At 35.5% G+C, this 14793-nt stretch carries 17 protein-coding genes; 12 read left to right on the top strand and 5 right to left on the bottom strand.

Going from position 1 to position 14793, the window contains the following annotated elements; all coding sequences use genetic code 11:
* Nucleotides 1-26: 26 nt before the first annotated feature.
* Nucleotides 27-932 (bottom strand): glycerophosphodiester phosphodiesterase family protein, encoded by a 906-nt coding sequence (locus FEZ13_RS08495; protein ID WP_146552257.1) that lies wholly within the window; start codon nt 930-932, stop codon nt 27-29.
* A 341-nt stretch (nt 933-1273) separates the two neighbouring features.
* Here FEZ13_RS08495 and FEZ13_RS08490 point away from each other — a divergent pair, with 341 nt between their 5' ends.
* Nucleotides 1274-1546 (top strand): YlbG family protein, encoded by a 273-nt coding sequence (locus FEZ13_RS08490; RefSeq protein WP_146549467.1) that lies wholly within the window; start codon nt 1274-1276, stop codon nt 1544-1546.
* 86 nt (nt 1547-1632) lie between these two features.
* Here FEZ13_RS08490 and FEZ13_RS08485 read toward each other — a convergent pair whose 3' ends face one another.
* Entirely contained in the window at nt 1633-2022 is a 390-nt protein-coding gene (locus FEZ13_RS08485) for a DUF7147 family protein (protein WP_146552255.1), read from the bottom strand.
* Between the two features lie 53 nt (nt 2023-2075).
* Between FEZ13_RS08485 and FEZ13_RS08480 the strand changes: the two genes are divergently transcribed.
* The 3 genes from FEZ13_RS08480 to coaD are packed head-to-tail and all read left to right on the top strand — an operon-like array spanning nt 2076 to nt 4603.
* Nucleotides 2076-3497: a hypothetical protein gene (locus tag FEZ13_RS08480; protein WP_146552253.1), complete on the top strand. Its 1422-nt coding sequence runs from the start codon at nt 2076-2078 to the stop codon at nt 3495-3497.
* Nucleotides 3498-3537: 40 nt separating this feature from the next.
* Nucleotides 3538-4113, top strand: coding sequence for a 16S rRNA (guanine(966)-N(2))-methyltransferase RsmD (rsmD, locus tag FEZ13_RS08475; RefSeq protein ID WP_146552251.1), 576 nt, complete (start codon nt 3538-3540; stop codon nt 4111-4113).
* Entirely contained in the window at nt 4103-4603 is a 501-nt protein-coding gene (gene coaD, locus FEZ13_RS08470) for a pantetheine-phosphate adenylyltransferase (RefSeq protein WP_146552248.1), read from the top strand. The genes rsmD and coaD overlap by 11 nt, the downstream gene beginning before the upstream one ends.
* A 247-nt stretch (nt 4604-4850) precedes the next feature.
* On the opposite strand, the gene FEZ13_RS08465 is transcribed toward coaD, so the two are convergent.
* Nucleotides 4851-5771 (bottom strand): hypothetical protein, encoded by a 921-nt coding sequence (locus FEZ13_RS08465; RefSeq protein WP_146552246.1) that lies wholly within the window; start codon nt 5769-5771, stop codon nt 4851-4853.
* A gap of 290 nt (nt 5772-6061) precedes the next feature.
* Between FEZ13_RS08465 and FEZ13_RS08460 the strand changes: the two genes are divergently transcribed.
* On the top strand, nt 6062-7222 hold the full coding sequence (locus tag FEZ13_RS08460) for a SepM family pheromone-processing serine protease (RefSeq protein WP_255473080.1): 1161 nt from the start codon (nt 6062-6064) through the stop codon (nt 7220-7222).
* On the opposite strand, the gene FEZ13_RS08455 is transcribed toward FEZ13_RS08460, so the two are convergent.
* Nucleotides 7223-8422 carry a nucleotidyltransferase gene (locus FEZ13_RS08455; RefSeq protein ID WP_146552244.1) on the bottom strand — a complete coding sequence of 400 codons (1200 nt, stop codon included), beginning with the start codon at nt 8420-8422 and terminating at the stop codon, nt 7223-7225.
* Between the two features lie 277 nt (nt 8423-8699).
* Between FEZ13_RS08455 and FEZ13_RS08445 the strand changes: the two genes are divergently transcribed.
* The 7 genes from FEZ13_RS08445 to bshC all read left to right on the top strand — a co-directional run bounded on the left by FEZ13_RS08445 (nt 8700) and on the right by bshC (nt 14063).
* Nucleotides 8700-9233: a YceD family protein gene (locus tag FEZ13_RS08445; RefSeq protein ID WP_146552242.1), complete on the top strand. Its 534-nt coding sequence runs from the start codon at nt 8700-8702 to the stop codon at nt 9231-9233.
* Nucleotides 9234-9257: 24 nt separating this feature from the next.
* Nucleotides 9258-9431, top strand: coding sequence for a 50S ribosomal protein L32 (rpmF, locus tag FEZ13_RS08440; RefSeq protein WP_146549459.1), 174 nt, complete (start codon nt 9258-9260; stop codon nt 9429-9431).
* Between the two features lie 131 nt (nt 9432-9562).
* Entirely contained in the window at nt 9563-10324 is a 762-nt protein-coding gene (locus tag FEZ13_RS08435; protein WP_146552240.1) for an enoyl-CoA hydratase/isomerase family protein, read from the top strand.
* Between the two features lie 53 nt (nt 10325-10377).
* Nucleotides 10378-10767, top strand: a complete 390-nt coding sequence (locus tag FEZ13_RS08430) for a transcriptional regulator (protein ID WP_146552238.1) — start codon at nt 10378-10380, stop codon at nt 10765-10767.
* 310 nt (nt 10768-11077) lie between these two features.
* Nucleotides 11078-11980: a ketopantoate reductase family protein gene (locus tag FEZ13_RS08425; RefSeq protein WP_186725819.1), complete on the top strand. Its 903-nt coding sequence runs from the start codon at nt 11078-11080 to the stop codon at nt 11978-11980.
* Nucleotides 11980-12369 carry a DUF3397 domain-containing protein gene (locus tag FEZ13_RS08420; RefSeq protein WP_146552782.1) on the top strand — a complete coding sequence of 130 codons (390 nt, stop codon included), beginning with the start codon at nt 11980-11982 and terminating at the stop codon, nt 12367-12369. The genes FEZ13_RS08425 and FEZ13_RS08420 overlap by 1 nt, the downstream gene beginning before the upstream one ends.
* 77 nt (nt 12370-12446) lie before the next feature.
* Entirely contained in the window at nt 12447-14063 is a 1617-nt protein-coding gene (bshC, locus tag FEZ13_RS08415; RefSeq protein WP_146552235.1) for a bacillithiol biosynthesis cysteine-adding enzyme BshC, read from the top strand.
* Nucleotides 14064-14498: 435 nt separating this feature from the next.
* Here the strand turns inward: bshC and FEZ13_RS08410 are convergent, their stop codons facing one another.
* A complete protein-coding gene (locus tag FEZ13_RS08410) occupies nt 14499-14741 on the bottom strand; it encodes a hypothetical protein (RefSeq protein ID WP_146552233.1) in 243 nt (80 codons plus the stop codon).
* Between the last annotated feature and the right edge of the window lie 52 nt (nt 14742-14793).

The raw sequence follows: 14793 nt of genomic DNA, 5'->3' as shown, positions 1-14793 counted from the left end.
GAAGGTCTTACTGTATGAACCCTCGCTTACTTATTGTTATTGATCACTTGAACTGCCAGATCTGGTCGGTCTGTGACAATCCCTCGTGCACCTATATCGATTAATTTTTTCATTGACAATACGTCATTAATTGTCCAATAGTGGACTGGAATATTTAAGTCACTTAAAAAGTGTATAAAGCCTTGGCTATTTAAAGTAAAAACACCGTATTTTTCTGGAATTTGGAACACATCAACCTTTGGATGATACAAATGCCCAAATTGACTTGTAAATGATGTATAAGCCCTTCGCACTTCAGCTTGTCCAGCGCCTAAAGCTACCTTATTTTGTGCATAAAGATTGAAACGATCAATTTGTTCATCATAAAAACTTGTTACGACAATACGATTAGCAGCATTCAATTCTTCGATTAAACGCCATAGTTTAGAAGGCATAAGACCACCTTCGTATGTATCGGGCGCATCTTTCATATCCATATTTACAAACATATTCGGAAATTCAGTTAACAACTCGCGTAATGTGACGATCGATTCAAAATCATCACGATAAGAGAGATAGCCATCTAGATCAACAAACTGATAGCCAAAATTAAATTTTTGTAATTCTTCTAAAGTTAAATCAGCTATACGACCTGTGCCATCACTAGTACGATCGATATAATCATCATGAAACACAACAATTTCTTCATCTTTTGTCAAGCGAATATCAATTTCAAAACCGTCTACACCTAATTCTGCGGCCTTGCGAAATGCGGCCATAGTATGCTCCGGCGCTAATTGTGATCCACCACGATGCGCTAACACTACTGGATGCTCATAGCTTAAAGCATCTTTACTGTCGCGCTTTTGTGGCTTAGAAAGGGCTTTAGAACCTGCCCAAGCTGCAGCACTTGCAGCAGCAATTGCGATTGCCACTTTCGTTTTCTTTCCCATAGTAGTCCTCCTCTAAATGCAGACTTGTTCTTTTATCCGGCTTTAATGAGCAGTAAGCTCCCCATCTTAAGATTTAGAGAGAAACGATAAAGATAGATGGGGGATGAACTGCCCATAAAAGTTCGATTTGTTCGGGTCAACAAGATGTTGGTCCCTCATGTATTGCCACAGGACGTGGCGCTTCTCACTTCCGTTCCTCTAGTCCAGTGGGGATGAAGAAAACCCTCACTGATGGAGTTTCACTTTATTATAACGGATTACCCTCCAGCCTGTCAGCTAAACTTGGTTGCGTGTAAATTCATTGCTATGTTATCTTTAAGATAAGAAAAGAGGGAATCTATATGAAAGACCGACAAGGCTTAATCGTATACGTACATCACTTAAAACAGGCAAAATCTTTGCGACGATATGGTCATGTACATTACATTTCAAGAAAACTTAAATATGTCGTTTTATATTGCAATCAAGAAGATATTGAAAATACTATTGCAAAATTGACCCGTCTCCCTTATGTGCGAGAAGTCTTACCATCTTATCGCCCATTTGTTTCAACTGTGTTTGAAAATGCCAAACCAGATAAAGCAAAAGAGTATGATTATAAAACAGGTCTCTAAGTAAAGTATTGATGATCCCTGTCGATATAAAAAAAGATAGTAATTTATATCTAGTAACAATATAATTTTGTTGCGAAAATAAGTAATTAGTGCAATGACGGGATATAGTGATAAAGGCGTAATATTCCAATCAAATATTGATAATATAGCTCTTTTTCAGCATAAATTGAGGAATGTTTTACATCTAATGTAATCAGTAATTGATTTAGCTCTTTTGCGGTTTCCTCAAATAGTTCTAATCGTTTTGAAGGCTTTTCAGTTGAGTAAGGAATTCCTTCTCGACAAATATAAATGGGTGTAAACTTACTGTCTCCAACTGGCTTCAATACTACTGCAATAGATGCGACTTTTTGCTCGTTACCAGTTGCGGTAAATACAAAAGTATGATGAATACGATGCTTATTTGTTTTCATAAGTTCGCAAAGTTCGTAAACGTCACCATAGCCTTCTCCAAGCTCTATAAATTGTTGAATCATTATCATACACGTCCTTTCTTTACACATAGTATCATGATTTGGGGGATTAGCACATGAAATTTGCAGCCAGTTTATTTTCCATATTGTTAGTAATAAATGGTGTTATGTTGGCTTTTCAGTACCATGTTTATTCGGATCAGTTATCAGAAGATGAGTTTCTGCATTATAATCAGGACATAGATGTTGTTTATCAAAAAGGAAAGTTGATCGTTCATCATCGTCTTAGTTCTTTACCTGAAGAAAGTATAAAGCTTATATGGCCTGCTAAAAGTATCAAAAAAGCTTGTTCTTCGGATGACAAAAATAATTGTAATCGATTAAATAAAACACTAACTGGTTTACAAAAAGGAAAAACGGAAGAACAGACATTATCCTATGTTATTCCTGTCTCAAAAAAGGGTTTAAAATCCGGACAAATTTTGCGGAATATTTTCTTAACATTGCCAAAAGGGACACCTGTGCATACGACAGTACATATTACGGATGAAACACATACAGGGGGACAATGGATAACAGGTTTACCAGAAATAGATAGTAAGAAAATGGTTCTAGTCCAATATACGATGTTCAGTGGAAATGGTCCTGTAACTTCTTTATATTGGCAAAAAAATAAAATGAAAAAAGTATTCACAAATGATCAAATGACACTCTATGGTAAAAATAATATATCTGGTGATTTAAGTAAATCATTAAAAGGATTAGAATTAGAAGATTTTGAACATGTAGCGATTATAGAAACAAATCAAAAGAGACATTCTGCGGGACGTATTTTGTTTACCTCCGAAATCAATGAAAAAACATTAGAGCAAAAAGTGATCCTATCTCAAATTCACCAAAAGTATAAATTTAATACGACTCCATCATGGGTACCAGAGGTTGTGGCATCATTCCTAACAGAGCGTACTTTAGGTACTGCCAAGGCACAGAAGATGATAGGTATATTAAAGAATTACATGAATCAAGATCAATTGGCAGAATGGAAAAAAGGTTTAGAAGATATGCAGGGGAAAGAAGTGACGACAACAAAACTAGATAATCTTTTATCAGATTCCCTAAGCTTAAAAACATCATTCTTTAATATGAATGCCAATAACGGAAAGAATATAGCACCTTTGTTATTTGAAGATAATCGTCCAATCTATATAAATGGATTGCAACAAAATAACGTGCAAGTTATATTTAAAGATGGGCGTATTTTATATTCTATTAAGCCAATCTTGAAGAAACTTGGGTATACTTCAAAAGTAGGACCACATGGCTTCTACATTACAAGTGAGACTCGTTCATTTAGATTTCCAATGGATGAACCGTTTTATGTTTACAACGAGCATCGATACGATATTGTTTCTCAGCCAATTGAGAAATATGGAAACCAATACTACATTGAAGAGGCATGGTTAGTTCGATTATTCTTTGTAAATGTTGAAAAATCAGATAAGCGTATCGATATAAAAACAACTAAAAACGAATCATAAGGTACGCTAATATTAAGATATATAAAGGTTTGATATATTAATGAGAGTCATTTCAGGTGAACGTAAAGGTATGCCGTTAAAGGCTGTAAGTGGTATGACAACACGTCCGACAACAGATAAAGTAAAGGAATCTTTATTTAATATTTTAGGTCCCTATTTTGATGGAGGAATTGTGCTGGATTTATTTGCAGGAAGTGGTGGTCTAGGTATTGAAGCTTTGAGTAGAGGAATGGACAAGGCTATTTTCATTGAAAAAGATGGACGTGCATTCCAAAACTTAAAAGAAAATATCGCAAAATGTCGTTACGAAGAATGTACGGAAGCGTATCGCAACGATGCATCACGTGCTTTAAAAATATTGATGAAAAAAGAAACACAAGCAGATTTGATTTTTCTAGATCCTCCTTATAAAAAGCATCAATATTATGAAATGGTGAAGGACATTGTTGCAAATGGGATAATTTCAAAAGATGGTACGATTGTTTGCGAACATGACACAGAAACTGTATTACCGGATGCATTTTTTAATTTTCATAAAGTTCGGGAAGAAAAATATGGTGGCACCATTATTACATTCTATCGTCTAGTTGAGGAAGAAGGAGATTGTGTTGAATAAAGTTGCTGTAGTACCAGGGAGTTTTGACCCGATTACGAATGGTCATTTAGATATTATTAGACGTGCTGCGGATATTTTTGATATTGTTTATGTGGCTGTTATGAATAATTCGAGCAAACATCCGCTATTTGATGTACAAGAACGAATGGATTTGATTAAAGAAGTGACGAATTCCTTATCAAATGTAAAAGTAGAATCTTCATCAGGGTTACTCATCAACTATGCAAAGTCTAAAAATGCAAATGCGATTATTCGAGGATTGCGAGCAGTATCAGACTTTGAATATGAGATGCAAATCACTGCGATGAATCGATTCTTAGATGAACATATTGAGACATTTTTTATTATGACACAAAATAAATATTCTTTTTTAAGTTCTAGTATTGTAAAAGAAGTTTCGCAATATGGTGGAAATATCCATGGGTTAGTACCCGATCTTGTCGAAGATGCTTTAAAAGAGAAATATAAACAAAAATTAGATAGAAAATGATAGGAAAATAGCATAGCAAATAAGAAGGGTACGATTTAGCATTGAGCTGAATTGTACTCTTCTTATTTTATCCCGCATGAACGGGCAGTAAGACCCCCACCTCAAGGTTTAGAGAGAAACGAGAAAGATAGGTGGGGGAACAACTGCCCGTATGCACCCGATTGGCTTAGTTAACCATCACTGGGGATGAAGAAAAACCCCCACTGATGAAAGTTTTACTTTATAGTTGGCAATTTTAGTATAAACGTTAGCGGTGGGGGAGAAAGATTAACCAATACAAGAGTGGAATTAGAAATGTTTGGAAAATTCTTGTATATGCATATGGAACCATCGAAATTTTTGCCTCTTTTGCTAATACCGCAACTTGTAAATGTATACTTAAGCCTTGTAGCGTTAAAATGGTTATCACAATGAGTTCTAACCATTTTGAATGTGCAAATAAGTTTTGGGAAACAGCTAAGCCTGAAGTCATTTCAAGAACACTATAAAGTGCTAGCATAACGATATCTGGTAACTGATGAACAAAACGTAATATAGTTTCTGTCATCACAAAACTAATTGTCGTAAAGAAAATAACTGTAGCAGCTACGAGTAGAACAGTAGGCAAACTATTTTTGATACTTTCTATTAATGGAGATGTCGAAAGTACCTCTGATTGATGAGTGACGATTGGTTTTGTATTTGTTTTTCGAAATTTAAGCATAAATATAAAGAGCATGACTATATTAACAAAATGGATCAAAGAAAGCATATACCATCCACTCGTTGGATTCTTTAATATTTCAACTCCTACAAAACCAACCACGAAGAGTGGGCTTGGCGCATGACAGATTGCTAATAATAGTGGTGCTTCTCTTTTAGTGATTTGTTGGGATTTTAGTAAAAAGTTAATTGTGGCAGCACCTGTCGGAAATCCACCCAATGCACTTAGAAAATAAACTTGTAAGTAGAATTTCCATTTTGTATGCTGTGGTATACTAGATACGTTTGTTAATCGTAATAACCATTGAGTTAATATGAGATACGGGAGTAAATATGGAAATAAATGATCAATGAAAATTTTTATTCCCGTATCGGCACCTTCATGGGCTAGTCCGGGTTGCAACAATAATAGTAGTATAAAAAGCCAGCATAACAATATATTGCTGTAATGTAATACGATGCACATCATCCATTCTTATTATTTTGTCCCGCTTTAACAGGCAGTAAGCTCCACTGCAGTATTCAAGTGACAAGCAGAGGCAAGAGTGTAGACAACTGCCTGTAAAAGCCCGATTGGTTCAACTAACTCCTAGTGGGAAAAAACTCCACTAGGGGAAGTTTCACTTTATCCCGCTTTAACAGGCAGTAAATTCACCAACAAGCAGAGTTTAAGTGTGGGAAAGACTGCCTGTAAAAGCCCGATTGGTTCAACTAACTCCTAGTGGGAAAAAACTCCACTAGGAGAAGTTTCACTTTATGAAAAAAGAAACTAGTGATAAACTAATTGAACAATTGTTGGAGAACAATTTTACTGTAATTGCGTCATATCATATGTCAATAGATGGTTGTTATTTTGGAGGTGTCACGGTGAAATTAAAAAAATTTTTTACATTAACTATGTTAATAGTGCTTATCATATTAGGTTTTGTTTATCCAATGCATTATTATATTATGCAACCAGGTGGTGCATATGATTTAGGTGATTATGTAAAAGTTGAAAATGCGGATCAACCTAGTAAAGGAAAACTAAATATGATGACAGTTTCTATGTCTGTTGCTACACCATTTACTTATGCTCTAGCCCATTTCAGCGATGAAAAGGAAATTTTAAAAGATAGTCAAGTACGTAATCCAAACGAAAGTGATAAGGATTATAATAACCGTCAGCTCAAACTGATGACGGACTCACAATTTAATGCAAAATATGTTGCTTTTAAAAAAGCAAACCTTAACTATAAGATCCATTACAATGGAGTCTACGTTTACTACGTCGTAGCAAATGGTGCAGCCGATCATATTTTAAATACAGGTGACGAAGTGATTGGAATAGATGGGAAAGAAGTTCATAAACATAAAGAACTTGTTGATTACTTAGCTAATAAGAAAAAAGGTGATCAAGTTAAAGTAAAAATTAAGCGTGATCATCAAACGATGGTGAAAAAGATAAAATTAAAAAAAATACCTGGAACAGGCGGGAAAATTGGCCTTGGTATCACATTTACTGACAGTACATCTATTACTACAGAGCCTAAAGTGAAGATTGATGCTGAAGATATCGGTGGACCCTCAGCTGGTTTGATGTTTACTTTAGAGATTATTGATCAATTGACAAAAGGTGATTTAACAAAAGGCTACAATATTGCTGGAACAGGCGAAATGCTTGAAACAGGAGATGTTGGTAGGATTGGAGGAATTGATAAAAAAGTCATTGCTGCAAATGATGCAGGAGTGGAAATCTTTTTTGCACCCAACGATACATTACCTGAAGCTGTAAAGAAAAAGAATCCTAGTATTCAAACAAATTATCAAGAAGCTGTACAAGAAGCCAAAAAAATAGGTACGAAGATGAAGATCGTACCTGTAAAAAATATAGATGATGCTTTGAATTACTTAGAAAAGCTTCCAGAAAAGAAATAATTAGATGCGGATGGGCGGGATTTTATAGTCCATCCCTATTTTATTTTTCCCAAGTGCTAGCATATATAAATCTGTAGCGTGAATATCTTGTAATAACATCGGATCATTTGAGCTTGCGGCTCTGCTAATTACAGGAAGCGTAAATAATTTTTTTCGTTCAGATAAATATTGTTGTCCGTTTTGGGTCATACCAAGTAAGCGAATATAGTTAGGAAGATCCGATGATTTTAGTTGCTGCCATGTAAAATTGGTGAAAATATGCGTTAACATCCGTTGTATTCTTGTCCATGTATATCGTTTCGATTTTACTTTTTGCATAAAGCCATTAAAATCAGGACATTCCTTTGCCGCTTGTATAATCAAAAATTCTATTCCTTCCGAAACTTCAGCATATGATGCAATTTCTTTTGGCGATAGACGAAGTATAGAGAATCGTAAAAATGGCCAAAAAAGTTCCCAACTAGCAAAATGATGGTGTTCATCATACCACTCTGTCAATGCATAGAAAGTTGCCTTAGGTAAAAAAGAAGAAACATTTTGTAAGGAATGGTGCTCTTGAATCGCTTGACGTATTCCTGTGGCACTGGCAATTGTTGTACCATTTTGAATCGCATCATGGTAACCAGCTTGAACTCGTTGAATGGTAATTGGTTTCACATTTGTGTGATATTTTTGAACAGCTTCTACGTAGTGATAGCCAAGAATATTATTGGGCTTTGTTAAATCCGCGTATGTAAGCTGGTTATTAGGAATAAGCCGTTGATAAGCTGTATTTAATGCTTGAGGGTAGCTTAAACCGCTTTGAACCAATTGCTTCACATTCTGTTGTAATTCGTTGTTACGGTCTTCCAATAGTTTGTAGGTATCCAAAAAGGGTGTAATTTCCCCTTGTTCACTACCGAAAGATAAAAAGTCACATTGTAAGGCTTCTAATAACAGAACGCCACCCTTTGCAAAATCACTTGCTTGAGCTGTTGCATAACTATAGGGTAATTCAATGACTAGATCGGCACCATTTGCTAACGCAATTTTCGTTCTTGTCCATTTATCGATAAATGCTGGTTCGCCGCGCTGTAAGAAATGACCACTCATAACTGCAATTATTACATCTGCATCTGTATGTTTCTTTGATTGTTTGATATGATAGAGATGTCCATTATGAAATGGATTGTACTCAACGACTACACCTGTTGCAATCAAATCTTCACCCCGTTTATCCCGCTTTAACGGGCAGTAAGCCCCCACCCCAAGATTGAGAGAAAAACAAAAAAGTAGATGGGAGATGAACGACCCGTAAAAGTCCGATTGGTTCAGCTAACTATCAGTGGGGGATGAAGAAAACTCCCACTGATGGAAGCTTCACTTTATACTTAGTAATATGATTATACGAGTACTTTCGTCTGGTGACAAGAAAATATCTTGACATCTGTAAATTCGCATTATATAATCAACTTTGTTGTCTTGAGGTGATAAATGTATGAAATGGGCAATCCCACAATTATCTAAATATCGCCAAAACGGGATGCCAATTGATGAAATTGTTCAATTGGATGGACTTATGCGTCGTAATACGGATATTCGCCGTAGTACACCCGTTCATGTAGAAGGATTCTGCACATTTGGTGCAGAACGAATGAACTGTCATTTTCATTTGACAGGCACGATTGTACTTCCTTGTTCGCGAACTTGGGAAGATGTTGAGTTTCCTTATGATATTGAATCAGATGAAGTATTCAGCTGGTCAGATACTATCAATGCAGATGAATACGATAATGTTCATCCTGTAAAAGGTGAGGTTATCGATGTTGATCCTGTATTAGAGGAACTCATCCTATTAGAAATTCCTATGCAAGTGTTCAAAGAAGGTGTCGAAAAGCCAGCTCCCCCAAATAATGCCGATTGGTCTTATCTAACGGAAGATGAGTTTTTAAGTCAAAAAGAAAAAGACACACAAAAGACGGATCCAAGACTGGCTGCTTTAGCTAAGTATTTTGATCAAACAGACGAATAACCGATCTGTAAGGAGGTGCCATCAATGGCTGTACCATTTAGAAGAACTTCTAAAACTGCGAAACGTCAACGTCGCACACATTTTAAATTAGCTGTACCAGGTATGGTTACTTGCCCTAACTGTGGTGAACTAAAATTGGCTCACCATGTATGTAAAGCATGTGGACAATACAAAGGTAAAGAAGTTGTGAACAAATAATTCAGTATTTGTTCTAAAAGAGACTACTAGAGAGACCATGGCTCTCTAGTAGTCCTTTTTTTAGGGCGTAATGTTTGCGTTTATGATAAAATAATTGATAATTTCAACTATTACACAAAGGGGACTATGATATGTCATATTATTTTTCAGAATCTGATGGGGTATTAACATTTACTATTAACCGTCCAGAAAAGCGTAATGCCATCAATGACGCCGTTATGGAAGGATTTAAAGAAGTTATTACGTACGTACATAATCATGCTTCTGTACGCTTTCTAGTCGTTACTGGTGAAGGGGAGAAGGCTTTTTGCTCGGGGGGAGATTTAGCTGAATTTCATAATCTTCATACGGAGGAACAAGCTTTTGGTATGCTGAGTAAAATGGCCAAAATTTTATATGAGCTTGCAACTTTACCAGTACCAACAATTGCATTAGTAAATGGAACAGCAGTTGGTGGGGGATGCGAGATAGCGACCGCTTGTGACTTCCGATTAGTTAAAAAAGGAGCAAAATGCGGCTTTATACAAGGAACTCTAGGGATTACTTCTGGATGGGGCGGCGGAACTTACCTGTTTGAACGAGGATTGCGTCACGATAGAGCCTTGAAAATGTTGGTAGACGCAAAGGCGTATCCTGCAGATTTACTATACGAGATTGGCTTTGCTATGCGCATCTTTGAAAATGATAAAGAACAAGCATTAGCTGAATTTATAGAAGATATGAAAAAAATCCATCCAAATGTTCATAAGGCATATAAGGAAATGGAATTACGCAAATGGCGTGAACGACATCTATTTGATCGTGTAATGGATGAAGTCAAAACCTGTGCAAAATTATGGGAAAGTGAAGAACACCAGCAAGCTGTTAAACAGTTTCTATCAAAAACAAAATAACTTCTAAACTTAAAAAACTCGCATATATTAGTAAAAAATGCGAGGTGATATGTATGGAAGTAAAAAAACGTAAAGATCAATGGTTACAACAAGATGATGACCGTCTTGCACAAATTGTGCTGCAAGCAGTCAGTGAGGGACGCTCGCAATTAGCAGGCTTTCAAGAGGCGGCAGAAGTTTTAGGTAGGACTAAACAAGCATGCGGATTTAGATGGAATAAAACATTACGCAAAATATATGAAAAAGATTTAGAAAATGCAAAATCTCAGCCTAAACAAATGATGAGAACGCATCTGAAGCAAGCGTTAACAAGTTTTGACCAATTATCAGAAGCCTATTATGAGTTAAAAGATGAATATGATCAACTCCAACAAAATTATTTGGAACTGATCCATTGGATTGAAACAGGAACGCAATTTTTAAAAAAGGATATATCTGAATAGATGTTTTTGGGATTCTTAAAGAAAGTATCCGAAAAATAGAGATTCAGCTTCATCCTGTGAAAAAGTAGAGCACAGAATACCGTTTTAATAACATTCTGTGCTCTTTGTATGGCGAGGTTTTCTATGACAAAGGTCCTTATAAACAACTACACCATTTTTTATCCAGCATGAACGAGCAGAAACCTCCTCCTAACATCTAGACTTATGTTCTATATCGAAAATGGCCAATATATTCAGTATAATAATGATGATGCGTAATCTGTCCATTATGGTAGGGACTTTAAGTGTAGAATACAAAGAAGGTGTAGAAATGCATTTCGTAATCATTGGAGGAGGAGCTGTTGGACTAGTAATGGCTAATTGCCTAGCTCAACAAGGTCACTTAGTTGAACTCCTTGTCCATTCTGAGCAACAAAAAAAGAAAATTCAAACTAGCGGCGTAAATTTTATCAATCATCTTGGTCAAAAAAGTGTTGTCCCTTTTAAAGTAAGTACAAGTGCAGAAGATTTGGAATATAAAGCCATTTGGATCATTGCTGTAAAATATCATCATTTAAATGGATTGCAATCAGTATTTGAAAAACTACCAGAAGATACAGAGCTGTTATTTATCCAAAATGGCATTCAACATATAAAATTTGCGACTGCCCTCAAACAACGTACTATTTTTTTGGGTTCTGTAGAATTTGGTGCTGAAAAAAAGGATCTTAATACGGTCATTCATCGTGGAATTGGACCTTTAAAAATAGCTCGTTTTAAAGGACATCCATCTGCTATTGAAAAGCTTACGAACATAGCAACTGAATATTTTCCTGTTGCCATAATGGATGATTACAGTAAAATGTTAGTACGAAAAGCACTATTAAATTGCTTTGTGAATACGTTAACTACTATACTAAGAGTAAAAAATGGAGAACTCATTCGTCATCCATATTGTGTAAAAATTTTGCGACAATTATATCAAGAAGTCATGACCGCCTTTCCTGAGCAAAAGTCTCAATTAACTTTTGAAGATGTGGAAAATGTATGTAAAAGTACGGCACAAAATACTTCTTCAATGCTTGCAGACTATATGAATGGAAGAGTGATGGAGATTGATACAATTATAGGTGGCATCATAGAATTAGCTCAACAAAGAGGCTATACTGTACCCATGCTATCAACTTGTTATTCATTATTACAAGCAATGCAAGAAGGTGGTGAAAGTAATTGATGGGGATTCTATCAATTATTACAAAAATTTTTATCTTATGTCCTTTTTTATTGTTAGGTATCATCTATCTATTTTTAAAAAAGTTTTCTAAAAAGAAAAAAGGCATATTTAGTAAAGCGGCAGATATAACGACCATCCTATTGTTTTTTTCCATACCAGCATCGTTAAAATTTATATGGTCTTTTGATATAGGGTTTATCGTTTTAATCATCGCTAGTGTAACAGCGATCATCTTTACTACTATTGAATGGAGAACAACGAAGGAAATCGAGTTAAAGCCGTTATTTCGTAAAATATGGCGCTTTCTATTTTTAGTTCTATCATTTACATACATAGCCATATGGTTTACAGCATTGATTTTGAAAATAATCGAACTTATCGTTAAATGAGCGTATTTTTTCAAATAAACGTAGGGTAAATGTTATACTTCAATATAGTTAACTATCATAGAGGAGTTTACAATATTATGAAATTGGAACAAATCGAGATTCCTATAACGAATCCTTTACTGGAAGATTACAGAAATGAAAAATCGTCCATTTTATCATTTTTTCATTATCCGAATAGGGAAGAATCATTTACAAGAAGATTAGAAGATTTACAAAATCATCCTATACGTCGTGAACAATTAGTAATGGTTATTCGCAATTTTATGGAGCCTTTAGAAATCTCTGAAAAGGCAGAAGAACATCTTCGAGAATTAGAAAATAACGCGGTTGTTGTGATTGGAGGACAACAATCAGGGTTACTAACAGGTCCTTTATATTCAGTACATAAAGCGATTTCTGTTATTTTGTTAGCAAAACAACAACGTGAGAGTTTACAGGTTCCCGTTGTGCCTATTTTTTGGATCGCTGGAGAAGACCATGATATTGATGAGATTAATCATACATTTACAGCAGTTAATGGTCGTTTGGAAAAACATATTTATGGCAAGCGTTCAAAAAAGAAAACGATGGCTTCTACGACACCACTTGATGTTGACGCTACAAGACAATTTATCTATGAGATATTTAAACAATATGGAGAAACAGCTTATACAGAAAAATTATTGGCAAAAATTGATACTATATTGTTAAAGAGCAAAACATATACGGATTTTTTTGTACGACTTATGAACTGGTTGTTTAAAGAGGAAGGTCTGTTATTTATTGATGCGGCGTATTCAAGTTTACGTGAATATGAATCACCCTATTTTGAGCAATTGGTTCAAAATGCAGAAAAAATTGCGGATATTGTAACTATTCGTGAAGCGGATTTAGCTGAATTAGGATATGGTATGCCTGTTGGTGCAACGAAGGAAGCAGCTAATCTTTTCTACGTAAGAGATGGTGAACGTTTCTTATTGGAACGTCATGACGGTAAATTTATCAATCGTATGGCGAATGTTCAATTTACGAAAAGCGACATGTTAGAACTAGCTCGGAAAAAACCTACTTGTTTAAGCAATAATGTGATTACTCGACCATTGATGCAGGATATGGTATTCCCTGTTCTTGCATTTGTTGGAGGCCCTGGTGAATTAGCGTATTGGTCTACATTAAAGGGTGCCTTTGAAACGTTAGGTATGAAAATACCAGTATTTGTACCACGTATGAATATGACCATTATCGATCGACAAGTTCAGACTTTACTTAAAGAAATACAGATTTCTGTCACAGACGCTATTGTAGGGAAAACTACCACGTATAAAACTTCTTTTGAAGAAAAAGTATATGATGAGAAATCAAAAGAAATGGTGGAACAAACAAGGCAATTACTACAATCGCAATATGATGTTATACAAGGACATTTGTATAAATTAAATATTCATTTAGAAAAATTAGTAGATAAAAACTTATCGATCCATGAAACACAACTAGATTTCCTGATGCGTAAGATTGAACAGGAAGTTTTGTTAAAACATGATGTAGAACTAAGGAAATACCGTACGATTGAAGATCGGATTTTGCCAGGCGGAGGGCTGCAAGAAAGAGTCTTCAATCCATTTCAATTTATGAATGAATATGGAGAAGAGTTAATAAAGGACATGATAACATTACCATTCAAAATAAATGGTCAACATAATGTCATCTATTTGTAGTATTGCTTGATCAAAATCAATTCACTTTTTCCCGCATAAAAAGGCAGTAAGTTTCTACATTAAGTCCCGAGTACAAGCAGAGGATAAAGAGTCGGGAACAACAGCCTGTAAAAGCCTGTTAAGCTAGTTAAACTAAACAAAATAAACAGACCTTAATAAGATTATGACGGCCAAAAAAACTGAAATAGCAAATGAAAGACCAGGAATTCATGAAATTTGGGATCCTAGTCTTTTTCATTTAGTCGTTTCTTCATTTCTTTTCGTGTGCCTCAATTAATTTCTTTAATCTATTGAGAATCTATTGAGTTCTTCTAAATCACAATACTTGTTGATGTACGTCTTAGCCAAACTTTTAGCAGATTGCTTACGTGTTTTTTCACGGTTCCATTCTCAATATGCCTATGTAGCTCATTTCTCTGCTACAGAAGTTTTTTCTCAGTCATCAATTAGCCACCTTGTTTCGATGGGGCCACTGAAAAAGTCCTTTCTGATTTTTATTGCGAGTATGAGAACGATCAATTCGTTCTCATACTCGCTTTTTTCATTTGAAGCCGTGGATTTCCGTTCCAGGCAGGCGCTTTCCGCGGGCACGGCTTCAATCTCCTCGTCACTCCGTTCCTGCGGGGCTTTCAGCTCGCGCTGTTCCCGCTGGAGTCGCTGCCTTCCACTCCAATCCACTCTTTTCTCTTCTCTAAAAGATTTTTTCTCTCAAAAAAGCAACTCCTTTCCT

It is taken from the genome of Rummeliibacillus sp. SL167 (assembly GCF_007896505.1).
Lineage (GTDB): Bacteria > Bacillota > Bacilli > Bacillales_A > Planococcaceae > Rummeliibacillus > Rummeliibacillus suwonensis.
Note: the sequence above shows the minus strand (reverse complement) of the source record. Positions and strands in the feature narration are given on the sequence as shown.

Coding starts and splice junctions, on each gene's coding strand:
- FEZ13_RS08430 (WP_146552238.1), top strand. CDS start 10,378: ATGGAAGTAAAAAAACGTAAAGATCAATGGTTACAACAAGATGATGAC.
- FEZ13_RS08425 (WP_186725819.1), top strand. CDS start 11,078: ATGCATTTCGTAATCATTGGAGGAGGAGCTGTTGGACTAGTAATGGCT.
- FEZ13_RS08480 (WP_146552253.1), top strand. CDS start 2,076: ATGAAATTTGCAGCCAGTTTATTTTCCATATTGTTAGTAATAAATGGT.
- FEZ13_RS08420 (WP_146552782.1), top strand. CDS start 11,980: ATGGGGATTCTATCAATTATTACAAAAATTTTTATCTTATGTCCTTTT.
- rsmD (WP_146552251.1), top strand. CDS start 3,538: ATGAGAGTCATTTCAGGTGAACGTAAAGGTATGCCGTTAAAGGCTGTA.
- FEZ13_RS08435 (WP_146552240.1), top strand. CDS start 9,563: ATGTCATATTATTTTTCAGAATCTGATGGGGTATTAACATTTACTATT.
- rpmF (WP_146549459.1), top strand. CDS start 9,258: ATGGCTGTACCATTTAGAAGAACTTCTAAAACTGCGAAACGTCAACGT.
- FEZ13_RS08490 (WP_146549467.1), top strand. CDS start 1,274: ATGAAAGACCGACAAGGCTTAATCGTATACGTACATCACTTAAAACAG.
- FEZ13_RS08495 (WP_146552257.1), bottom strand. CDS start 932: ATGGGAAAGAAAACGAAAGTGGCAATCGCAATTGCTGCTGCAAGTGCT.
- FEZ13_RS08445 (WP_146552242.1), top strand. CDS start 8,700: ATGAAATGGGCAATCCCACAATTATCTAAATATCGCCAAAACGGGATG.
- FEZ13_RS08465 (WP_146552246.1), bottom strand. CDS start 5,771: ATGTGCATCGTATTACATTACAGCAATATATTGTTATGCTGGCTTTTT.
- bshC (WP_146552235.1), top strand. CDS start 12,447: ATGAAATTGGAACAAATCGAGATTCCTATAACGAATCCTTTACTGGAA.
- FEZ13_RS08460 (WP_255473080.1), top strand. CDS start 6,062: ATGAAAAAAGAAACTAGTGATAAACTAATTGAACAATTGTTGGAGAAC.
- FEZ13_RS08485 (WP_146552255.1), bottom strand. CDS start 2,022: ATGATTCAACAATTTATAGAGCTTGGAGAAGGCTATGGTGACGTTTAC.